Source organism: Pseudoalteromonas atlantica (assembly GCA_007988745.1).
In the GTDB taxonomy this organism is placed as follows: Bacteria; Pseudomonadota; Gammaproteobacteria; order Enterobacterales; family Alteromonadaceae; genus Pseudoalteromonas; species Pseudoalteromonas atlantica.
Genome location: BJUT01000013.1, coordinates 60,586 through 82,429, shown reverse-complemented (window position 1 = coordinate 82,429; position 21,844 = coordinate 60,586). Strand labels below are relative to the sequence as shown.

Annotated in this window: 19 protein-coding genes; 13 read left to right on the top strand and 6 right to left on the bottom strand. The window is 42.0% G+C overall.

The annotated features are described in order from the left end of the window. Positions 1-354 precede the first annotated feature (354 nt). The 6 genes from tig to PAT01_RS08160 all read left to right on the top strand — a co-directional run bounded on the left by tig (position 355) and on the right by PAT01_RS08160 (position 8,927). A complete protein-coding gene (gene tig, locus PAT01_RS08185; protein ID WP_138578448.1) occupies positions 355-1,659 on the top strand; it encodes a trigger factor in 1,305 nt (434 codons plus the stop codon). A gap of 163 nt (positions 1,660-1,822) precedes the next feature. Further along, positions 1,823-2,440 carry an ATP-dependent Clp endopeptidase proteolytic subunit ClpP gene (gene clpP, locus PAT01_RS08180; protein WP_055253119.1) on the top strand — a complete coding sequence of 206 codons (618 nt, stop codon included), beginning with the start codon at positions 1,823-1,825 and terminating at the stop codon, positions 2,438-2,440. Positions 2,441-2,575: 135 nt separating this feature from the next. Further along, positions 2,576-3,859 (top strand): ATP-dependent protease ATP-binding subunit ClpX, encoded by a 1,284-nt coding sequence (gene clpX, locus PAT01_RS08175; RefSeq protein ID WP_004586896.1) that lies wholly within the window; start codon positions 2,576-2,578, stop codon positions 3,857-3,859. 150 nt (positions 3,860-4,009) lie between these two features. Continuing rightward, a complete protein-coding gene (gene lon, locus PAT01_RS08170; protein ID WP_154945310.1) occupies positions 4,010-6,370 on the top strand; it encodes an endopeptidase La in 2,361 nt (786 codons plus the stop codon). Between the two features lie 183 nt (positions 6,371-6,553). After that, positions 6,554-6,853 (top strand): HU family DNA-binding protein, encoded by a 300-nt coding sequence (locus PAT01_RS08165; RefSeq protein ID WP_286247754.1) that lies wholly within the window; start codon positions 6,554-6,556, stop codon positions 6,851-6,853. A 172-nt stretch (positions 6,854-7,025) separates the two neighbouring features. Continuing rightward, entirely contained in the window at positions 7,026-8,927 is a 1,902-nt protein-coding gene (locus tag PAT01_RS08160; protein ID WP_154945309.1) for a SurA N-terminal domain-containing protein, read from the top strand. 112 nt (positions 8,928-9,039) lie between these two features. Here PAT01_RS08160 and PAT01_RS08155 read toward each other — a convergent pair whose 3' ends face one another. The 6 genes from PAT01_RS08155 to pspF are packed head-to-tail and all read right to left on the bottom strand — an operon-like array spanning position 9,040 to position 15,395. Next, on the bottom strand, positions 9,040-9,801 hold the full coding sequence (locus tag PAT01_RS08155) for an ATP-binding cassette domain-containing protein (RefSeq protein WP_004586900.1): 762 nt from the start codon (positions 9,799-9,801) through the stop codon (positions 9,040-9,042). Then, a complete protein-coding gene (locus tag PAT01_RS08150; RefSeq protein ID WP_004586901.1) occupies positions 9,801-10,793 on the bottom strand; it encodes a peptide ABC transporter ATP-binding protein in 993 nt (330 codons plus the stop codon). Before PAT01_RS08150 ends, PAT01_RS08155 begins: the two co-directional genes overlap by 1 nt. Further along, positions 10,794-11,687 (bottom strand): ABC transporter permease subunit, encoded by an 894-nt coding sequence (locus PAT01_RS08145; protein ID WP_024033801.1) that lies wholly within the window; start codon positions 11,685-11,687, stop codon positions 10,794-10,796. Further along, the gene (locus PAT01_RS08140; protein WP_004586903.1) at positions 11,674-12,708 is read right to left on the bottom strand and encodes an ABC transporter permease; all 1,035 of its coding nucleotides are present in this window, start codon (positions 12,706-12,708) and stop codon (positions 11,674-11,676) included. The genes PAT01_RS08145 and PAT01_RS08140 overlap by 14 nt, the downstream gene beginning before the upstream one ends. Next, positions 12,708-14,315 carry an ABC transporter substrate-binding protein gene (locus PAT01_RS08135; protein WP_096739311.1) on the bottom strand — a complete coding sequence of 536 codons (1,608 nt, stop codon included), beginning with the start codon at positions 14,313-14,315 and terminating at the stop codon, positions 12,708-12,710. The genes PAT01_RS08140 and PAT01_RS08135 overlap by 1 nt, the downstream gene beginning before the upstream one ends. A gap of 15 nt (positions 14,316-14,330) precedes the next feature. Beyond that, entirely contained in the window at positions 14,331-15,395 is a 1,065-nt protein-coding gene (gene pspF / locus PAT01_RS08130) for a phage shock protein operon transcriptional activator (protein ID WP_055253116.1), read from the bottom strand. Positions 15,396-15,581: 186 nt separating this feature from the next. Between pspF and pspA the strand changes: the two genes are divergently transcribed. The 7 genes from pspA (at position 15,582) to phhA (ending at position 21,809) form a co-directional block, all read left to right on the top strand. Continuing rightward, positions 15,582-16,241: a phage shock protein PspA gene (gene pspA / locus PAT01_RS08125; RefSeq protein ID WP_004586906.1), complete on the top strand. Its 660-nt coding sequence runs from the start codon at positions 15,582-15,584 to the stop codon at positions 16,239-16,241. 67 nt (positions 16,242-16,308) lie between these two features. Further along, on the top strand, positions 16,309-16,542 hold the full coding sequence (gene pspB, locus PAT01_RS08120; RefSeq protein ID WP_004586907.1) for an envelope stress response membrane protein PspB: 234 nt from the start codon (positions 16,309-16,311) through the stop codon (positions 16,540-16,542). Continuing rightward, positions 16,539-16,940, top strand: a complete 402-nt coding sequence (gene pspC / locus PAT01_RS08115) for an envelope stress response membrane protein PspC (protein WP_004586908.1) — start codon at positions 16,539-16,541, stop codon at positions 16,938-16,940. The genes pspB and pspC overlap by 4 nt, the downstream gene beginning before the upstream one ends. A gap of 57 nt (positions 16,941-16,997) precedes the next feature. After that, positions 16,998-18,422 (top strand): YcjX family GTP-binding protein, encoded by a 1,425-nt coding sequence (locus PAT01_RS08110; RefSeq protein WP_154945308.1) that lies wholly within the window; start codon positions 16,998-17,000, stop codon positions 18,420-18,422. After that, on the top strand, positions 18,419-19,447 hold the full coding sequence (locus PAT01_RS08105) for a TIGR01620 family protein (RefSeq protein ID WP_154945307.1): 1,029 nt from the start codon (positions 18,419-18,421) through the stop codon (positions 19,445-19,447). The genes PAT01_RS08110 and PAT01_RS08105 overlap by 4 nt, the downstream gene beginning before the upstream one ends. A gap of 145 nt (positions 19,448-19,592) precedes the next feature. Then, positions 19,593-20,774: a methionine gamma-lyase gene (megL, locus tag PAT01_RS08100; RefSeq protein ID WP_154945306.1), complete on the top strand. Its 1,182-nt coding sequence runs from the start codon at positions 19,593-19,595 to the stop codon at positions 20,772-20,774. Between the two features lie 237 nt (positions 20,775-21,011). After that, entirely contained in the window at positions 21,012-21,809 is a 798-nt protein-coding gene (phhA, locus tag PAT01_RS08095) for a phenylalanine 4-monooxygenase (RefSeq protein WP_029774298.1), read from the top strand. Positions 21,810-21,844: the final 35 nt, after the last annotated feature.

Below are 21,844 nucleotides of genomic sequence, written 5' to 3'. Positions count from 1 at the left end.
TTTCTTAACCTTAAAGAAAGTAAACGAGTAATCACTCAACAATAACTTCTATTTACTTCCTACTAAAATATCGCTTTAACGAACCAGTTAGTCTGTTTTTTACGCAGTTGGTCTCGATCGTAGCTAAACTAGTCCAAATAATTGCCCCCTACACTCGACTATCATAATTATTAGGTTATAATGCCGCGTCTATTGTTTAACATAGTGCCCGAAGGGCAGAGCAGCAATGGGATCTCATGGTAGTGACGGATGCTTTTTAGTGAAAAATCGCTTTAAAATTTATCAAGACTCATGAAGATTACTTTGTTTGTAAGGAAGGCGAACAGTCGCCAAAATTGAATATTGAGGTAAATCATGCAAGTTTCTGTTGAGACGACTCAAGGCCTTGAGCGCCGTCTGACCATCACCGTTCCTGCAGAGAACGTTGAGACCGAAGTAAAAAAACGCTTACAACAACTGTCAAAAACGCAGCGTATCGATGGCTTCCGTGCTGGTAAAGTACCAGTTTCAGTAATTAACAAGCGTTTTGGACCTGCGGTTCGTCAAGAAGTAGCTGGCGAAGTAATGCAGCGTAACTACATTGAAGCAATTGTTGCTGAAAAAATTAATCCTGCTGGCGCACCATCATTTGCACCTAAATCACTTGAAGCAGGTAAAGATTTAGAGTTTACAGCAACGTTTGAAGTATACCCTGAAGTTGAAGTTCAAGGTTTAGACAAAATTGCAGTAGAAAAACCAGCAGTAACAGTAACTGACGAAGATTTAGCAAACATGCTAGAAACACTTCGTAAGCAACACGCTTCTTGGGCTGATGTTGACGCAGCTGCTGGCGAAAACGACCGTGTAACAGTTGATTTCGTAGGTACTATCGACGGTGAAGAGTTTGAAGGCGGCAAAGCTGAAGACTTCCCACTTGAGCTTGGCCAAGGTCGTATGATCCCAGGTTTTGAAGACAACATCGTTGGTAAAAAAGCAGGCGAAGAAGTAGTTGCTGATGTAACTTTCCCTGAAGATTACCACGCTGAAAACCTGAAAGGTAAAGCGGCTCAATTCACTATCACAGTGAAAAAAGTTGAAGCACAAGAGCTACCTGAATTAAGCGAAGAGTTTGCAACTAAGTTCGGTGTTACCGAAGGCGGCGTAGACGCGCTTAAAGAAGAAGTTAAAAAGAACATGAAACGTGAGCTAGACCAAGCGGTTAAAGCTAACGTGAAAGACCAAGCGATTAAAGGTCTTTTAGAAAACAACGAAATCGAAGTGCCTAAAGCACTTATTGATCAAGAAGTTGACGCACTACGTCAGCAAGCAGCTCAACGTTTTGGTGGCGACGCTAAAAACATGCCTGAGCTTCCAGCTGAATTGTTCCACGAGCAAGCTGTAACTCGCGTTAAAACTGGCCTATTACTAGGTGAAGTGATCAAAGCAAACGATATCAAAGTTGATGATGAAAAAGTTGAAGCATTAATTGCTACAGTTGCATCTGCTTACGAAGATCCAACTGAAGTAGTAGAATACTACAAAGCAAATGATCAACTTATGCAGCAAATGCGTAATGTTGCAATGGAAGAGCAAGCTGTTGAAGCTATTTTAGCTAAAGCAAACGTGTCTGACGTTGAAAAAGCATTTGATGACATCATGAATCCTCAGCAAGGTGCTTAATAAGTCATTGACTTAAGCGCTCGCTAACGATTAAATGGCTCGTGTTACTCTGTTTATGCAGTGTGCCCGGGCCATTTTAGTTTGTGCCCCATAATTTGCGAAAAATGATAACTATGCTTCCTTTAGTAAGAAAAAGCATAAGCGCATAAGGAATTAAAAAAGTATGAACACTGGTATGACAGATCCCCTAAATGCATTAGTCCCTATGGTTGTTGAACAAACAGCTAAAGGTGAGCGCTCGTATGACATTTATTCGCGTCTATTAAAAGAGCGAATTATCTTTTTAACGGGCCAAGTTGAAGACAACATGGCAAACCTAATTTTAGCGCAAATGCTATTTTTAGAATCAGAGAACCCTGAAAAAGATATCTTTTTATATATTAATTCACCAGGTGGTTCGGTAACCGCTGGTATGGCAATTTACGATACAATGAACTTCATCAAACCAGATGTAAGTACAATTTGTGTTGGCCAAGCGGCAAGCATGGGCGCATTTTTGCTTACTGCTGGCGCTAAAGGTAAGCGTTTTTGTTTACCAAACTCACGTGTAATGATTCACCAACCGTTAGGTGGTTTCCAAGGTCAAGCATCTGACTTTGAAATACACGCAAAAGAAATTCTGTCTATTAAAGACAAACTTAACCGCTTAATGGCAGAGCATACAGGCCAGCCATTAGATGTTATTTCACGCGATACTGACCGTGATAACTTTATGAGTGCATCACAAGCTGTAGATTACGGCCTGGTTGACTCAGTGTTTACAAGTCGCGAAAGCAAGTAAGCGTGTAGGCAAGCAAATAATTGCTTGCCACTTTGAGTTACTATGCGAAAACCAGTAAATTTTGGTATAGTTAAAAGCGAATTTGAAATAGTTGCCAACCTTATTTGGCAGCCAACGTATAAAAGAGGTAGCTGAATGTCTGACACTCCTACAGACGGCGACAAAAGTAATAAATTGTTATACTGCTCTTTTTGTGGCAAAAGCCAACACGAAGTGCGTAAATTAATTGCAGGTCCTTCAGTATACATTTGTGATGAATGTGTAGAGCTGTGTAACGATATTATCAGGGAAGAAATCAAAGACATTGCTCCTAAGCATAATTCGTCTGATAAACTACCTGTGCCAAAAGAAATTCGTAATCACTTAGATGACTACGTAATTGGTCAAGACCATGCTAAAAAAGTATTGTCTGTAGCGGTATACAATCACTACAAGCGCCTACGTAACCAATCTACAAAGCAAGAAGTAGAACTAGGTAAAAGTAACATTTTGCTTATTGGCCCTACAGGTAGTGGTAAAACATTACTGGCAGAAACACTTGCGCGTTTACTTGATGTACCGTTTACTATGGCAGATGCAACTACACTAACCGAAGCCGGCTATGTAGGTGAAGATGTAGAAAACATCATTCAAAAACTGCTACAAAAATGTGATTACGACGTAGAAAAAGCGCAACGTGGTATTGTTTACATTGATGAAATTGACAAAATTTCGCGTAAATCAGATAACCCATCTATTACACGTGACGTGTCGGGTGAGGGCGTACAACAAGCGCTGCTTAAACTAATTGAAGGCACGGTTGCCTCAGTACCACCACAAGGTGGTCGTAAGCACCCGCAGCAAGAGTTTTTACAGGTTGATACCTCTAAGATTTTATTTATCTGTGGTGGTGCCTTTGCAGGCCTAGATAAAGTAATCGAACAGCGTAGCCATAAAAATACCGGAATTGGCTTTGGTGTTAACGTTAAAGAGTCAGCGTCGAGCCGCTCTTTAAGCGAAACATTTAAAGACGTAGAGCCAGAAGATTTAGTTAAGTACGGCTTAATTCCTGAGTTTATTGGTCGTTTACCTGTTGTTGCTACATTAACTGAGCTTGATGAAGCGGCACTTGTACAAATATTAAGTGAACCTAAAAACGCCATTACTAAACAGTTCTCTGTATTGTTTGGTATGGAAGACGTTGAATTAGAGTTCCGTGATGATGCACTAAGCGCTATTGCTCACAAAGCAATGGAGCGTAAAACAGGTGCTCGCGGACTTCGCTCAATTGTTGAAGGCGTACTGCTTGATACTATGTATGAGCTGCCATCAATGGATGATGTAAGCAAAGTGGTTATAGATGAAACCGTGATTAAAGGTGAATCTGACCCAATCTTGATTTATGAAAACAATAATCAAGATAAAGCTGCATCAGAGTAGTTTTTAAGCTATTTGTATAAAAAAGGAGCCTTAGGCTCCTTTTTTTATAATTAATTTGAACGAGTTGGGGAAAATTGTTGAACTTTAATTAGATTATCCCCATATACTTGAGTAATCTTTTAAATAAATGAAGTGCGAAGAGAAACTATAATGACGCTTGAGAGAACCGATCGAGTCGAAATCCCAGTGTTAGCACTGCGCGATGTTGTGGTATATCCGCACATGGTGATCCCGCTTTTTGTAGGCCGTGAAAAATCAATAAAATGCCTCGAAGCGGCAATGGATAAAGACAAACAAATTTTCTTGGTTGCACAAAAAGATGCAACTGTAGACGAACCTGAGCAAGACGATATTTACCGTATCGGTACTATTGCTACTGTACTTCAGTTATTAAAGTTACCAGACGGTACAGTTAAAGTTTTAGTTGAAGGTACGCAGCGCGCACAAATTGTAGAATTTGTAGATAACGATGAGTTTTTTGTAGCGAATGCTCAGTTCATCGAATCTGATTCAGTGGATGAGCAAGAGCAAGATATTTTCATCCGCAGCGCTGTTAGCCAGTTTGAAGGCTATGTAAAACTTAATAAAAAAATTCCACCTGAGGTATTAACCTCTGTTTCAGGTATTGATGAGCCAGCACGCCTTGCCGATACAATGGCAGCGCATATGCCCTTAAAAGTGCCTGAAAAACAAAAAGTGTTAGAAATTTCAAGCGTTACAGAGCGCTTAGAATACTTAATGGCACTGATGGAAGGTGAGATAGACTTATTGCAAGTTGAGAAAAAAATTCGTACCCGCGTGAAAAAGCAGATGGAAAAATCTCAGCGCGAGTACTACCTCAACGAGCAAATGAAAGCCATTCAAAAAGAACTTGGTGAGCTTGATGATGTACCTGACGAATTTGAAGCGCTTAAAAAGCGTATTGAAGAATCAGGTATGCCAGAAGAAGCGAAAGAAAAAGCATCAGCTGAGCTTAATAAGCTTAAAATGATGTCGCCAATGTCTGCAGAGGCCACTGTAGTGCGTTCATACATTGATACGTTAATTAACGTACCATGGAAAAAACGCTCTAAAGTGAAAAAAGACTTAGCAGGCGCGCAAAAAATTCTTGATAGCGATCACCATGGCTTAGATAAAGTTAAAGAACGCATAATTGAATACCTCGCGGTGCAACAACGTACCAATAAGCTTAAAGGGCCTATTTTATGTTTAGTAGGACCACCGGGTGTAGGTAAAACGTCACTCGGGCAGTCTATTGCACGCTCTACGGGTCGTAAATATGTTCGTATGGCATTAGGTGGCGTACGCGACGAAGCTGAAATTCGTGGTCATCGTCGTACTTACATTGGCTCTATGCCAGGTAAGCTGATTCAAAACATGACAAAAGTGGGCGTTAAAAACCCATTATTCTTGTTAGATGAAATCGACAAAATGTCATCAGATATGCGCGGCGACCCAGCATCAGCACTATTAGAGGTGCTCGATCCGGAGCAAAACAGCCACTTTGCTGATCACTACTTAGAAGTTGATTACGATTTATCGGATGTAATGTTTGTAGCAACATCAAACAGCTTTAATATTCCTGGTCCATTATTGGACAGAATGGAAGTTATTCGCTTATCGGGTTACACCGAAGATGAAAAGCTAAACATTGCAAAAGAGCACTTAATTACTAAGCAAGTTAAACGCAATGGTTTAAAACCTTCTGAGCTAGTAATAGAAGACAGTGCAATTATTGGCATTATTCGTTACTACACGCGTGAAGCGGGCGTACGTAATTTAGAGCGCGAAGTATCTAAACTCTGTCGTAAAGCCGTTAAAAATATCTTACTTGATAAAGAGACTAAAACAGTCACTATCAATCAAGATAACCTAGAAGAGTTTTTAGGTGTACAGCGCTACGACTACGGTAAAGCCGAAGACGGCGATCGCATTGGCCAGGTAACAGGCTTAGCGTGGACCGAAGTAGGCGGCGATTTACTGACCATTGAATGTGCGGCTGTGCCAGGTAAAGGCAAACTAAGCTACACAGGCTCACTAGGCGATGTAATGCAAGAGTCGATACAAGCGGCCATGACGGTGGTTCGTAATCGTGCTGATACGTTCCGTATTAATAACGATTTTTACGAAAAACGCGACATTCATGTGCATGTACCCGAGGGTGCGACCCCTAAAGATGGTCCAAGCGCCGGTGCAGCAATGGTAACGGGTTTAGTATCTAGCTTAACAGGTAACCCCGTTAAAGCCGATGTAGCAATGACAGGTGAAATAACACTGCGCGGTGAAGTACTGCCTATTGGTGGTTTAAAAGAGAAACTACTTGCTGCACACCGTGGTGGAATTAAAACAGTCATCATTCCTAAAATTAACGAACGTGACTTAAAAGAGATCCCAGATAACGTACTGGCAGGCTTAGATGTTCACCCAGTTACATGGATTGATGAAGTATTAAAGTTAGCTTTAGTGCATCCTGTTGAGAGTTTTTCAGTCGAAACACCGAAAAACCAATAAAAAACCCAAAAAAAGTGCTTTAAAGGGCTTTTCAAATCTAATCGGTATGATAAGTTAAGCACTGGTTTTCGAGCCTAGCCCTTATGGGGCCTAGGCTTAAGAAAAATATAATCATGTGAGCATTAAAAGTTTGCTCTAAAATTTTCAAAAAAGTGATGTTAGTTTAAAAAACAATCGCTCTTGATAATAACAATGAAAGAGGATGATATTGTGAATAAATCTCAATTAATCGATCAAATCGCAGCTGACGCTGACATTTCTAAAGCGGCTGCAGGTCGTGCACTAGATTCATTCATCGAGTCTGTATCTGGAGCGCTTAAAGATGGCGATTCAGTTGCACTTGTAGGTTTTGGTACTTTCTCAGTACGCGAGCGTGCTGCTCGTTCAGGCCGTAACCCACAAACTGGTGAAACTATCCAAATCGCTGCGGCAAATATTCCTTCTTTCAAAGCCGGTAAAGCGCTGAAAGACGCAGTAAACTAATCACTGTTTAAATACAGATTAGTTATGGCGAGTGTATATAAACTTAATTATCCTAATCGATGAATTAAGTAACTTCACCGCCAGTTACTTCAAGTGAAAAAGCGTATCTGGTAAGATACGCTTTTTTTACATATGACAAGGTAAAATACCTTGATCAATAAGAGATAAACAAATGCTTGAGAAAATCAGAGAGGGCTCACAGGGTCCTGTAGCCAAAATAATTTTAGGCGCGGTGATTTTATCTTTTGCCTTAGCAGGGATCGGTAGTTACTTAGGTCAAACCCCAGAACAACCCGTTGCTGAAGTAAATGGAATTAAAATTAGCCAAACCGAATTTAATCGTGCTTATCAAAACGAACGTAGCCGTTTAGAGCAACAATTTGGCGAATACTTTGCACAAATCAGTGCAGATCCAAATTACATGGCGCAAATTCGTCAAGGTGTAATTGACCGCTTAGTACAACAAGAATTGCAATCACAATTAGCGGCAGATTTAGGCCTTCGCGTAAGCGACGACAGCGTACGTAAAACAATTTTAGAACTACCTTACTTTCAAATTGGTGAAAAATTTAATAACGACCGTTACCTACAAGTAATTCGTCAAATGAACTTTCAACCAGATGCTTTTCGTGAGTACTTACGTAAAGACATGACACGCAGCCAATTAGTGTCTGCGGTTGCTGGTACTGAGTTTGCACTTGAAAACGAGCTTAAACGCGCTGCAGCCCTGCAGCAGCAAACGCGTAGCATAGACTACCTTGTGTTAAGCAAAGAAGCGTTACAAGCAAACGTAGACGTATCTGAGCAAGAAATTGCTGATTACTACGAGCTAAACGCATCACAATTTTTATCGCCAGAGCGTGTATCGGTTGATTACATTGAGCTTAAAGCACAAGATATCACCGTAGAGTCGGTAACAGAAGACGACGTAAAAGCGTATTATGAGCAAAATAAAGCACAATACATCGAGCCTGAAAAACGCCGTGTATCGCACATTTTAATTGATAACAGCGAAGATGATGATGCCGCGCTTGAAAAAGCCAACACATTACATGAGCAGTTAGAGCAAGGTGCTGATTTTGCACAGCTTGCAGAGTCATCATCTGATGATGTTGTGAGTGGCGAAATGGGCGGCGACCTAGAGTGGATTGAGCGCGATGTAATGGACCCAGCTTTTGAAGATGCTGCATTTGCGCTTCAAAGCAAAGGTGATATTTCAGAAGTTGTAGCATCAGAGTTTGGTTATCACATCATTAAACTTACTGACTTACAGCCAGAGCAAGTAAAAGCGTATGACGACGTAAAAGCCGACTTACGTGCAGAGCTTGAGCAAACTGAAAAAGTAGATGCGTTTTACGAAAAGCAAACAGAAATGGGTGCCTTAGCATTTGAAATTTCTGACCGTTTAGACGATGCAGCAGAAGTGGCAGACGTTGAAGTTAAAACCACGCCACTTGTTGCACGTAATGCATTACCAGAGCCACTTAATACACCTGCGGTAATTTCTCAGTTGTTCTCAGTAGAATTACTTGAAGATAAAGTAAACTCAGAAGTAATTGAGCTAGGTGATGAGCACGTTATTGTAGTACGTGTAAATAAATACGAGCCATCTGCAACTAAACCGCTTGCGCAAGTGAGTGAGCAAATCAAAACACGTTTAGTTAATGAAAAAGCATCAACACTTGCTAAAGAAAAAGCACGTGAGTTATTTGCACAAGTTCAAGCAGGTAAAACGCTAAGCGATGTGGCCAGTGAGCAAAACCTAACGGTACGTGAAGAAGCGAGCTTAACGCGTCAAAGCTACACGGTTTCGCCTGCTATTGTAACGCAAGCGTTTAAAATGCCTCGTCCTAATGATGCACCAAGCACAGACGTGGTTGATTTAAACAACGGCGATGCGGCAATTGTTGCACTTAAATCGGTAAGCGATGCGCAAGTAACCGCAAATATCGACCCGCAAGTACAGCAAAACATTACTATGGCGCAAGCTAACAAAAACTACTTAGCGTTTATTGAGTCTTTAAAGGCTAAAGCTGAGCTAAACCTACCTGTGGTAGAGCAAGCAGCAGAATAATCGCGACACATTAAAAAAGGCGCGTTACTTTATAAGTAACGCGCCTTTTTTATAACTTCAATGTGCTTAGTAAAATGATTAGGCAGTGTTGCTTATAAATATAAGCTTTGAATTAACAGCATATTAGGCGCTGTGTTACTTTTGATTGCGGATTTTGAAACACCTCTTCGGTACGCCCATATTCTACTACCTCACCTTTTTCAAGCACCACTAGCTGATCGCTGATATGGCGCACTAAACTTAAATGGTGCGTAATGAGTACATAAGTTAGACCGGTTTCTTTTTGCAGCTTAAGTAATAAGTTAACTGTTTGCGCACGAACGGAGGGATCTAAAGCCGACAGTGCTTCATCAAGCACCACCACTTTAGGGTCTAAAATGAGCGCCCGCGCCAACGCTACACGCTGCAATTGGCCTACACTAAACATGTGAGGGTAATAATGTTGATGATCGATTAGCAGCCCCACTTTAGAAAGCGTGGCATCTATTTTTTCTTGGCGAGCGAGTTGGTCTGAATCGGTATTATACTGCAAGCAATCATCTAGCATATCACCTATGGTGAGACCCGGATTGAGCGAGGCAGCGGAGTCTTGGAATATCATGCGGATATGTCGACATTGATCATCGCGCACACCATCATCTTCAATAATATTACTTTCTAATAAAATTTGCCCACTGTCAGCGCTATCGGCCCCTGCGAGTAATTTAGCGAGTGTACTTTTACCCGCACCGGTTTCACCGATTACTGCGATTGTTTCGCCTTTGCCCACACAAAAAGAGATATTTTTTAGTACCTCAAATTTTTTGCGGCTAAATAAACCGGCACGTATGTTAAAGGTTTTACAAAGCGCTTGTACTTTTAATACCGGTTGCATTACTTCATCTCCTTAATAAGCGGAAAATGACACGCATAGCTATGCCCATGGTGCTTAGTAAGTGCAGGGGTAATTACACATTCTTTTTGTGCTTGAGGGCAGCGTGGGCCTAATCGGCAACCTATAGGTAAATGTTGCAAAGTAGGGATAGTGCCTTTAAGTGCATAAAAGGGTTCTTTGTGTGCTAAGCCTTGCTCATAATTGGGTAAGCTTTTTAATAACGCTTGCGTGTAAGGATGGCGAGGCTGGCGAAAAATACGTTGCGTAGGGCCGGCTTCAACCATTTGCCCACAATATAAAACATGAATACCGTGCGACCAGTCGGCTATTTCTTCAAGCTCATGAGAAATCATCAAAATAGACATGTTTTTTAATTGATTTAAGCTTTTTAGCAACCTAAATACCTGTGCGCGGGTGGTGCTTTCAAGCGCTGTAGTCGGCTCATCAGCAATTAGTAGCTTAGGAGTGCGCGCTATGGCCATGGCAATCATGACTTTTTGGCACACGCCTTCTGAGAGCTCGTGCGGGTAACTATCAAGCACAGCGTCGTGGTTTTTAATACCCACTTTATGAATAAGTGCTTTTACGCGGTCTTTACGTTCTCTATTGCGCTTTAAAAAAAAGCCTTTAGTGGATGTTTCAGGCAGTGTTTCGGCTATTTGGTCAAATATTTTAGCGGTCGGGTCAAGGCAGCGGCTAGGGTCTTGGTAAATCATCGCAATGTCTTGGCTGACTGTTTTTCTGCGTTGCTCTGGGGTTAAGCGCATTAAATCAACACCGCGCCAATGCATTCTATCGGCTGTTATATGCCAGCGTTCGTTAAGTACCCCAACAATGGCTTTGGCTATTAAGCTTTTACCTGAGCCCGACTCACCCACCAAGCCATGTACTTCACCTTCTTTTAGGCTAAAGCTGACTCTGTCTACAGCGCGAATTACCGTTTCAGAGGTACGCAGCTCTATGGTTAAATTTCTAACGTCGAGTAATTGCATTTAATCAGCCTTACGTGCTTTAAGCACTTTTCGTAGGCCATCACCTACTAAATTGGTAGACAAAACAGCTAAAAATAATAATACACCCGGTAGCGCAACGGTCCAAGGTGCTAAATATATAAGGCCTAAATTCTCAGCCAGTATGGCGCCCCATTCGGTAGTAGGGGGCTGTGCACCTAGTTTTAAAAAGCCTAAGGCGGCAATATCTAAAATAGCAGTAGAAAGCGCGGTGGTAAAAATAACCACAATGTGTTCATAAATATTAGGAAAAATACCCCGCGACAAAATATGCCAGTTAGAGGCACCATCAAGCCTAAAAGCGGTAATGTAGTCTTTGCTTAGCTCATCAACAATTAAATTACGAATAGAGTGAATAAATTGCGGTAATAACGCCAATATAATAGCCCACACTGTATTCATTAAGCCCGGCCCAAGCACTGCGATAATAATAATCGCCAATAGCAAAGACGGAATAGAGAGCGTGATATCAAGCAAGTGATTTAAAAAGCTTGAGCGAAGGCCGCGGCTAATGCCGGCAAAAGTGCCAACAAGCACACCAATAATGGTAGTAATAAAGGCAGCCACCACCGATAATCCAAACGTGTAAGTTGCGCCATTCATCAAGCGCGATAGTACATCGCGTCCTAAATCATCGGTGCCTAAAATAAATCGCACATCGCCCATTTCTCGCCATGACGGCGGTATAAGTAATGCATCGCTATGTTGTTGATTAACCCCATACGGCGCTAAAAAGGGCGCACTGGCGGCCAATAGCGCAAACGCCATAAAAATCCATAACCCCACCAAGGCGGGGTGATTGTTTTTAAATTTGCGCCAAAAACGCGCCAGCGGCGATTTATTCGACTCTTCAGAAAATAATTTAAACTTTACCATGTGCCTGATTCCGCGAAATTGGGTCGAACAGAGTATATGTAAGCTCGGCAACAATAGTGGCAATAATAACAAACATAGACACCGCCATTAAACCGCCTTGAATAGCAGGGTAGTCTCGTTGGTAAATACTATCGATTAGCCAACGGCCAATACCCGGCCAAGAAAAAATAACTTCGGTTATCATTGCAAGCGTAATAAGTGTACTAAATTGCAGCCCTATTTGTTTTATTACCGGCAATAGCGCATTGCGCAGCGCATGATGCATGATTAATTGGCGGCGATTAAGGCCTTTTGCCCTGGCTGTTTTTATAAAGCTTTGATCCATTACTTTAAGCATAGAGTCGCGGGTAAAGCGCACTAAAACAGTGGTAGGAAACATGGCTAGCACTATGGTCGGCAATGTTAAGTGATGCAGTGCATCTATAAATGCTTCACCTTTATAGGGGAAGCCTGCGAGCATAATATCGATTAATATAAACCCGGTATTAGGCGGTATTTCAAATAGTAACCCCATTCTACCCGACATAGGAAACCAGCCCAGTTTGAGCGAAAAAATCATAATAAGTAACAGTGCTAACCAAAAAACCGGAATAGAGTAACCAATCATGGTGGTAGAGCTAATTAATTTATCTGGCCAACGGCGTGTGTATGCTGAAGCTAAAATGCCTGCTGGTACACCTACCACAACCGATACAATAAGCGCATAAACACACAGCTCTAAAGTTGCTGGGATTAAATCTAAAATGTGCTGAAAAACGTTATCTCCCGAGGCAAACGACACACCCCAATCACCTTGAAATATCCGCCCTAAAAATGCTAAATACTGCATAACGTAGTTGCTGTCATACATGTATTTATCTTCAAGCTCACTGTGCTGAGAAAAATTACCGCTAGGAATACCACTTAGGTTGCTAAGCGGATCCCCTGGGAACAAGTAGCTAAGCGAAAAGGTAAATATGCTTAGCATTAAAATCATGAACAAAAACAAGCCAAGGCGGCGTAATATATAATCAAGTATCATTATTTTTTCCTCGCATTTGCGAGTGAAATAGCCCCAAATGGGCCAAGGGTTATCCCTTCTACATCGGCACTATTTGCTTGAAAACGCATACCATGAGCAATAGGCACCAACGGGAGCTGATCAATAATCAGCGCTTGAACCTGATCGTAATATTGTTTGCGCAAACTTAAATCGGTGGTGTCGAGCGCTTGGGTAAGCAATAAGTCAAACTGTGGGTTACACCAATTGGCTGGGTTTTTACCGCTAAAAGTGGCGGTGCAGCTTAGCAATGGGCTAAAAAAGTTATCTGGATCGGGGGTATCGGCAGCCCAGCCGAGTAATACGCTATCGTGGCGGTGCTCACCTATACGCTGAATAAAAGTATTCCACTCGTACTCAACAATACTCACGTTAACACCTATTTTTCGTAAATCGCTTTGCATCAGCTCAGCCATTTTACGGGCATTAGGGTTGTATATTCGACTCACCGGCATTGCCCAAATGGTCATATCAAAGCCATTCGGTAACCCCGCTTCTATGAGTAGTTTTTTAGCTAGCTCTGGGTCAAACATAGGCATGTTTTCTTGTGGTTCAAAGCCCCACGAGGTCGGCGGTAAAATAGATTGCGCGCGTATACCATTACCGTAATAAACGGCTTGCATTATTTTGTCTATATCAATTGCATGCGCAAGGGCTCTGCGCACTCTAATGTCATCAAAAGGGGCGCGCTCAGTATTAAAGGCCCAATAACCAATATTTAAATTGGTTTCTTTTTCAACGTTAATATCGTCACGTTGCGCTAAAATACTCAGTTGTGCGCTACTTGGGTGGGCGGTTACATCGCACTCTTTAGTGAGCATTTTTGCTATGCGCGTAGTGCCGTTTGTCGTAATGTCGTAAACCAGCTGTTCAAGGGCAACATCGTGCTTCCAATAAAGGGGGTTGCGGTAAAAGCGCACTAAGTGATCGCGTCGGTACTCTTTATAAATGTAGGGGCCTGTGCCAATAGGGTACTGATCGAATAAATTAGTTTGATCTCGCGCTTTTAATTGCATTGCGTATTCTTGCGACAGCACCACGGCAAAGTCGGTGGCCATGTTCGTTAAAAAACTGCTTTCTGGGTGAAATAGCTCAAAGCGCACTTGATAGTCAGACACGCGCACAATTTTACGAATAAGCTGATCGAGCCCCACACTTTGAAAATACGGGTAGTTTGCATCGCCTACAAAATGGTACGGGTTGTACACGTCAAATAATCGGCTAAAGGTAAAAATAACATCATCAGCGTTAAAATCGCGAGTAGGGGTAAAGTACGAGGTAGAATGAAATTTTACGCCTTTACGCAGCGTAAAGGTGACCGACTTTCCATCGTTGCTAATTTTCCAATCGGTTGCCAGCTCACTTTTAAAATCTGCAGTAACAGGGTCAATACTAATTAAACGGTCAAATAACTGATTAGCAATAATATCAATAGTTGAGCCAGTGGTTGTTACTTGCGGATTAAACGACACAGGGTTCGCTTCGGCGCAATAAACGAGGCCTTGGTTTTTCTCTTCTATTATTTCTTCTTTACTATCAAAGCAGCCTGTTAAGGTGCTGGCTAGTAAAACAAGTAGTATTTTATGCACTCGCATAACCTCTAACTATTTATCTTCTAATAAATTGTATTTTTTAAGATAACCACGTAATTGATGATACGTTAAACCGAGTACTTCTGCAGTTTTCTTTTGATTAAATTGACTATGCTCAAGGGCTTTATTAATCATATTTATTTCAAATTCGTTAGAGCGCTCTTTTAAGCTACACGGAAATTCAATTGGGGCGCTAAGCTCGTTACTAAGCTCGCTAACAGGTGTGGCTAGTGTTGTAGGCTCAGCCGGGGCAACCGGTGTTGCAATAGGAGCTTTAATGCGTGCTTTGGGTCTAAAACGGCTTTCAAATGGGTCTAAAATAATCTGGTGAACGGGAATATGTTCATTACCATGACGATACAAACTTCGCTCAACTACATTTTTAAGCTCGCGTATATTACCCGGCCAATCGTAATTTAGCAGGGTTTCGGTGGCGCTGCGGGTAAAGCCACTAAATAACTCCCACTCTAAATCGCGTGCCATATTCATGGCAAATTGCTCAGCGAGTAGCATAATATCGTCTTGACGTTCGCGCAGTGGTGGCAGGGTAATTACATCAAAGGCTAAGCGGTCAAGTAAGTCACTTCTAAATTCGCCCTGCTCTGCAAGGTGGGGTAAATCTTCGTTGGTGGCACACACTAAACGAGTATCTACCTTTACGGTGTGTTTACCACCGACCCGCTCAAATTCACCGTATTCTATAACGCGCAAAAGCTTTTCTTGTACCATGGCCGATGTATTAGCCAGTTCATCTAAAAATAAGGTACCGCTGTTAGCGCGCTCAAAGCGACCTTCGTGGCGTTTACTTGCCCCGGTAAAAGCACCGCTTTCATGACCAAATAATTCGCTTTCGAGGAGGTTTTCGTTAAGGGCTGCACAGTTAAGCTTTACGTAGTTTTGATCCCAACGCTTTGATAAAAAGTGTAAACGGGCGGCTATAAGCTCTTTACCGGTTCCTCGCTCGCCAATAATAAGCACTGGCTTATCTAAATTAGCTAACTGCGATACCTGATCAAGTACAGCTAAAAAGCTATCAGATTGGCCGAGTAAATTATCCTGTTGGCGATATTGGCTCATTTTTCCTAACTCTTGGTCATTTTTGCTAACAGTTAGTGTATTTCATAATCAGGGATAACTAAAGGAATTTGTATATTTAGTTTAACTTAATGAAAATAAAGTGTATTTTAGATTTTAAGAAGTTGGCAAGCATATTGATACTAGTTACAGCAGACCAACTAAGTTTATATTACAGAGGTAAATGTTATGGGAATTTTTTCGCGTTTTGCAGACATTGTTAATTCTAATATCAATGCCATTTTAGATAAAGCAGAAGACCCAGAAAAAATGGTTCGTCTTATTATCCAAGAGATGGAAGACACATTGGTAGAGGTGCGCTCTACGTCAGCTAAAACACTGGCTGAGAAAAAAGAATTAGTACGTCGTGTAGACACACTAAAAGCACAAGTAAGCGATTGGCAAGACAAAGCAGAGCTTGCATTAAGTAAAGACCGCGACGATTTAGCGCGTTCAGCATTACTTGAAAAGCAAAAATCGGCAGAAGCAGTTGCAGCAGTAGAGTCTGAGCTTGAGCATGTAGAGTCTCACATTGAGAAACTTCAGCAAGAAGTCACCACTCTACAAGAAAAGCTAGCCGATGCTAAAGCACGTCAAAAGGCAATTATTTTACGCCAACGTTCGGCTGAGTCGCGCCTTGAAGTGAAAAAAGCCCTTGATAGCTCTAAAGTAGAAGATGCACTTAATCGCTTTGAGCGCTACGAAACTAAAATTGATGGACTAGAATCTCAAATAGAGTCTTACGATTTAGGTAAAAAGTCGCTTGCAGATGAAATTGCCGACCTACAAAAAAATGAAAAGATAGATGATGAGCTTGCCGAACTTAAAAAGAAGCTAGCTGATAAATAACTTATAAAGGGGTACTTAAAGTGCCCCACTGCTTAAAACATCGATTACGGATTGTCAGGAGAGGATTATGTTTGATCCAGAGATACTAATTGCACCATTTATCTTGTTCATGATTTTTGTTGCGCCACTGTGGTTAATTTTGCACTACCGTAGCAAAAAGCAAGTGAGCCAAGGGTTAAGTGAGCATGAACATCGCCAGTTATTGGAACTTGCCCACAAGGCCGAAAAAATGGCTGATAGAGTAGAAACCCTTGAAGCATTACTCGATCAAGAGTCACCACAATGGAGACGCAAAGTATGAGTGCCAAACGCGAATTATTAAGAGACCCACAGCGCGGCAAAATCGCCGGTGTATGTGCGGGATTAAGTGACTACTTTAATATGGAGTTATGGTTAGTTCGCATTATTTTTGTTAGTGCGGTACTGCTAACGGGTGGCCCATTATTTGTGGTAGCGTATATTGCAGCGTGGTTTATTTTAGATAAAAAAGACCCCACAACTATACATACTAGTAGCTCAACTAAAACTGACGATCCGCTAGAAGTTAAATTTAAAGTATGGCAAAAAGGCGAGCCACCGCGCCGCGCATTGCAAGACTTAAAAGAGCGTTTAACGCGAATAGACACGCGTCTTCAAGATATGGAGCGCCATGTTACTTCAAGCGAGTTTACGGTTAGCCGTGAAATCAACAAACTTTAAAGGATTTAATAGCACTTTGTTCGGTGATTAACAGCATCAATGAAGTGCTAGCCCATTATGAGTAGCACTTCATTTGCCAAAAAAACCTTTAAAAGTATTAAAGGTTCAGCCCAAAAAGCCCTTCATCGCAGTTTAGATCAACACGTAAAATTGGCCGTAACCGGCCTAAGTGGCAGTGGTAAAACCGCGTTTATTACCGCACTTGTTAAGCACCTTACAACACAAAGCGATGATAAAAACTTACCGTTTTTTGATGTAATGCGAGAGCACCGCCATATAGCCACTAAAGTTGTTCCGCAAGAGGCGTTAAAGGTGCCTACGTTTGACTACCCACGAGCACTTAACGCATTACTCCCAAGCGATGGGGAGCCTACATGGCCTGCATCAACCGAGCGTATTAACACCCTGCGTTTGGCTATTAAATACCAAAGTGCCTCAGGGTTGCGTGGGCATTTTTCGCCGCAATCTACGCTGTATTTAGACATTATTGACTACCCTGGTGAATGGCTACTTGATTTACCTATGCTTGAGCAAAGCTATAGCTTGTGGTGCGAGCAACAATACCCGCTGTTACTACAGCACCCGCGTGTGAATACCTCTGCTGAATTTTTAAACGCGCTTGAACAGCTTGATTTAAATGCGCCTGTAGATGAAGGCTTACTTGCACACATTGCAGCGCTTTATCAAAGTATGCTGGTAGGGCTTAAAAAAGATACTAAGCTTGCCATGTTACAACCAGGGCGCATGCTAATGCCTGGCGACTTACAAGGTGCGCCGCTTTTGTTGTTTTTTCCGGTAAATGCGCAGCATATAAAAAGTGATGAGGTAGTGCCTGGCTCTAACTTAGCGCATTTAATTAAGCGCTTTAACGCCTATGTAAAAGAGGTGGTTAAGCCATTTTATAATGAGCACTTTAAACACTTTGACCGCCAAATTGTGTTGGTAGACGTACTCAGCGCTTTAAATGAAGGCCATGAAACACTCCAAGAGCAAAGTAGTGTAATAAACCAATTACTCGCACATTTTAATTATGGCGAGTCGGGTTTTTTTAAGCGTTTATTTAAACCCAACATAGATAAAATACTGTTTGCTGCAAATAAGTCAGATCACATAAGTGCAAAGCACCATAAAGACTTAGCACTACTACTCGACTCGCTAGTGCATGAGCAAAGTAATCACTTAAAGTTTGATGGCGTACAAATAGAAACCATGGCAATGTCGTCAATTGCAGCAACGCAGCCGCGCCAAGTGGCCGATAAAGGGCAAACGCTTGATTGTATTTATGGTAAACCATTAAACGAGCAAGATTGGCTTACTTATTTACCCCCACAGCCACCAAAGCGCATGCTTAATAAAAACGAGTGGCCAGCGCAGGGCTTTGAGTTTTTATCGTTTGCGCCTATGCAAAACCCCGATAAGCAACTTAAGCATATTCGCCTTGATCATGTGATGCAGTACTTGTTAGGAGATAAATTATCATGAACGACACACAGCAAACTTTCCAAGCAGGTAGGCGAATTGATAGCCAAGCTGATGAGCAGGTTGAGGCGACGCTTGCTCCTGCAAAAATAATTACCCAGGGTCAAAGTGAATACATTGAAGAGCCTGAAGATGAACTTCTTGATGAAGAAATAGACCTAGAGCCGGTATATAAAAAGTCTAAATGGCAAACGCTTAAAGGGGTGTTTGCTGTAAGCTTTTTAGTGTTAGTGCTACTTGAGTTTGCTTATTCGTTAGTGTTTGCGTTTCAGCAGTCGGTCATTTTAGGCGGCGTGTATTTAACGGCGGTGGTAAGTGGTGTGCTATTAATTGGACGCATGCTATGGCGCGAATACAGAATGCTGCGCAGTTTAAAGCGTAATCAGTTACACCGCCAAGAAGCCGACAGACTCTTAAATAGCGAGCAAGTAGGTGGCGCATTACCTTGGCTTGAAAAACTAAACAAGCACCAGCAGCTCGACAACTTCGAAGCGTTTAAAAACCAAGTGGCTACACACCATAGCGATAAAGAAATAATGACCCTTTACGCAAATAGCTTGCTTATAACGCAAGACACGCAAGCTAAAAAGCTTATAAACCGCTTTGCGACAGAGTCAGCGTTGCTTGTTGCCTTAAGCCCCCTTGCGCTGGTGGATATGATGGCGGTGCTTTGGCGCGGTACTAAGTTAATAGAGCAAATTGGTAAAATTTATGGCATTGGTTTTGGTTACGCAAGCCGCATTAAGCTCTACCGTATGCTTATAAAACAAGTGATGTTTGTAGGCAGTGCTGAGCTTGTATCTGATTTAGCAGCCACAGCACTCAGCGCTGAGCTTTTAGGTAAGCTCTCGGGACGTGCAGCGCAAGGTGTAAGCGCTGGTATTTTTACAGCACGTATTGGTTACAAAGCAATGGAGCTTAGCCGCCCATTACCACGGCTTGAAAACAAACGCAGCTTGTTAAAAAGCACAGTGCAAAGTATTGCCAGCAAAATCATGAGCCGTAAAAAGGCCGAGCCAACGTCCTAAAGTAGCAGTGGCAATATTTGTGTACAAAACCGCGCTGAGCGGTTTTTGCACAAATAGCCATCTGAGCATCCGGCATGCTTGTGATTTAAACTGCGGTGCGTTTTATTTATGTAATTGACAGACATAATAAAAACGAGAGCACACAATGAGCAAGCAGCATATTAATACCCAATGTATTCATGGCCCGCAAAAAGCAAATGATCCGCATGGCGCACTCACGTCGCCTTTGTATCAAACCTCTACCTTTCATTTTGAAAATGCAGCACAAGGTGCCGCGCGTTTTGCAGGCGATGAGCCCGGTTATATCTACACCCGCCTAGGTAACCCAACCACCACCGAACTTGAGCAAAAAGTAGCACAGTTAGAGTGCTGCGAAGCTGCTGCTGCTACCGCCACAGGTATGGGCGCTGTATCGGCGTCGGTATTAAGCTTTTTATCGCAGGGCGATCATTTAATTGCATCAAGTGCATTGTATGGATGTACTTTTGCGTTTTTTGCCCACATGTTACCGCGCTGGGGAATAGAAGTTACTTTTGTTGATATGACCAACGAGGGCGAGCTTCGCGCTGCTATAAAACCTAATTCAAAAATGATATTTGTAGAAACGCCAATCAACCCCACAATGGCAGTCATTGATTTAGCCTTAATTGGCGCGCTCGCTAAGCAACATAATTTAATTAGTGTGGTCGACAACACCTTTTTAACGCCACTGCTGCAATCACCTAAGCAGTACGGCATAGATATTATTGTGCACAGTGCCACTAAGTACTTAAACGGCCATGGCGATGTAGTAGCTGGGCTTGTGTGTGGAACGCATGAGCACATTACCTTAATAAAAATGACGGTACTTAAAGATATTGGTGCCACCATAAGCCCGCACGACGCATGGCTTATTAATCGCGGGTTAAAAACTTTAGCTATACGCATGGAGCGCCATTGCCAAAGCGCGCAAACGGTTGCCGAATATTTAGAGGCGCACCCACAGGTTAATATTGTTTATTACCCTGGGCTTAAATCGCACCCTGGCAACAAATATATAGGCAAGCAAATGAAAGCCGCAGGCGGCGTTATTGCATTTGAAATTAAAGGCAGCCTTGCTCAAGGAGCGCAGTTTATAGATAGCATGAAGCTTTGCACACTTGCTGTAAGTTTAGGTGATGCCGAAACGCTTATTCAGCACCCCGCATCAATGACGCATTCCCCTTACACACCCGAGGAGCGAGCAGCCGCAGGCATAAGTGATGGCTTAATAAGACTCTCTGTAGGGCTTGAAGATGTTAACGATATTATTGACGACTTAAACCAAGCTTTTACATTAATTTGTTAGGTGTATTTATTTGTGTACAGTTTAATTTACCCTTAACGCCTTTAATTTAGTGCTTGTATAATATTAATGCCGGTGATGTAATTTTAACTATACACTTTAGGGGATCGTGCTAAATGTAGATATCCGCCTAACTATTAAACTTTTCTTCACTTTTGCATAGTATGGCTGCATTAGATATTCACTAATCTTGAGTATCACACTGACACACATTTAGGGCTTAACCCCAAGAAGGTTTTTATGGCTAAAGCAAGTAAATACACCTCTAAAACACCCGATGAAAACGGTGTTATTCATTGGAGCGAAGAAGAAAATAAAATTTGGTCTGAGCTTGTTACGCGACAACTTGCGTGCATAGAAGGCAAAGCTTGTGATGAGTACATGGATGGGCTTAAAAAAATAAACCTACCACACGATCGTATTCCGCAGTTAAGCGAACTTAACGAAGTGCTTCTTGCCACCACCGGTTGGCAAGTAGCGCCTGTACCTGCGCTTATCGATTTTGATGAATTTTTTAGGTTATTGGCAAACAAACAATTTCCGGTAGCGACGTTTATTCGTAGCCGAGAAGAGTTTGACTACCTGCAAGAACCTGATATTTTCCATGAAATATTTGGCCACTGCGCTATGCTAACAAACCCTGACTTTGCCGAATTCACACACAAATACGGCCAATTAGGGTATGCAGCGCAGAAAAAAGATCGTGTATACCTTGCACGTATGTATTGGTTTACGGTTGAATTTGGTTTAATGCAAACCGAAAACGGCCTGCGTATATACGGCGGTGGTATATTATCAAGCCCGGGTGAAACCCAGTACGTGTATTCAGATACACCAGAGATAACGCCTATGAGCGTAATTGATGTGCTTCGTACGCCGTACCGCATAGATATTATGCAACCACAGTACTACACCATTAATTCGATTCATGATCTGTTTGATATATCGCAAATGGATATTATGACTTTGGTTGAGCAAGCTAAAGCGCTTGGTTTGCACGACCCAAAATTTCCACCTAAAGAAAAATTAGCCGGTTAACTTTAATTTAAAAAGAAACGCTAAAGTAAGGATTT

Bases quoted from the DNA above. Each gene is read 5' to 3' on its own strand.
- tig (WP_138578448.1), top strand. From the start codon at position 355: ATGCAAGTTTCTGTTGAGACGACTCAAGGCCTTGAGCGCCGTCTGACC.
- clpP (WP_055253119.1), top strand. From the start codon at position 1,823: ATGAACACTGGTATGACAGATCCCCTAAATGCATTAGTCCCTATGGTT.
- clpX (WP_004586896.1), top strand. From the start codon at position 2,576: ATGTCTGACACTCCTACAGACGGCGACAAAAGTAATAAATTGTTATAC.
- lon (WP_154945310.1), top strand. From the start codon at position 4,010: ATGACGCTTGAGAGAACCGATCGAGTCGAAATCCCAGTGTTAGCACTG.
- PAT01_RS08160 (WP_154945309.1), top strand. From the start codon at position 7,026: ATGCTTGAGAAAATCAGAGAGGGCTCACAGGGTCCTGTAGCCAAAATA.
- PAT01_RS08155 (WP_004586900.1), bottom strand. From the start codon at position 9,801: ATGCAACCGGTATTAAAAGTACAAGCGCTTTGTAAAACCTTTAACATA.
- PAT01_RS08150 (WP_004586901.1), bottom strand. From the start codon at position 10,793: ATGCAATTACTCGACGTTAGAAATTTAACCATAGAGCTGCGTACCTCT.
- PAT01_RS08145 (WP_024033801.1), bottom strand. From the start codon at position 11,687: ATGGTAAAGTTTAAATTATTTTCTGAAGAGTCGAATAAATCGCCGCTG.
- PAT01_RS08140 (WP_004586903.1), bottom strand. From the start codon at position 12,708: ATGATACTTGATTATATATTACGCCGCCTTGGCTTGTTTTTGTTCATG.
- pspF (WP_055253116.1), bottom strand. From the start codon at position 15,395: ATGAGCCAATATCGCCAACAGGATAATTTACTCGGCCAATCTGATAGC.
- pspA (WP_004586906.1), top strand. From the start codon at position 15,582: ATGGGAATTTTTTCGCGTTTTGCAGACATTGTTAATTCTAATATCAAT.
- pspB (WP_004586907.1), top strand. From the start codon at position 16,309: ATGTTTGATCCAGAGATACTAATTGCACCATTTATCTTGTTCATGATT.
- pspC (WP_004586908.1), top strand. From the start codon at position 16,539: ATGAGTGCCAAACGCGAATTATTAAGAGACCCACAGCGCGGCAAAATC.
- PAT01_RS08110 (WP_154945308.1), top strand. From the start codon at position 16,998: ATGAGTAGCACTTCATTTGCCAAAAAAACCTTTAAAAGTATTAAAGGT.
- PAT01_RS08105 (WP_154945307.1), top strand. From the start codon at position 18,419: ATGAACGACACACAGCAAACTTTCCAAGCAGGTAGGCGAATTGATAGC.
- megL (WP_154945306.1), top strand. From the start codon at position 19,593: ATGAGCAAGCAGCATATTAATACCCAATGTATTCATGGCCCGCAAAAA.
- phhA (WP_029774298.1), top strand. From the start codon at position 21,012: ATGGCTAAAGCAAGTAAATACACCTCTAAAACACCCGATGAAAACGGT.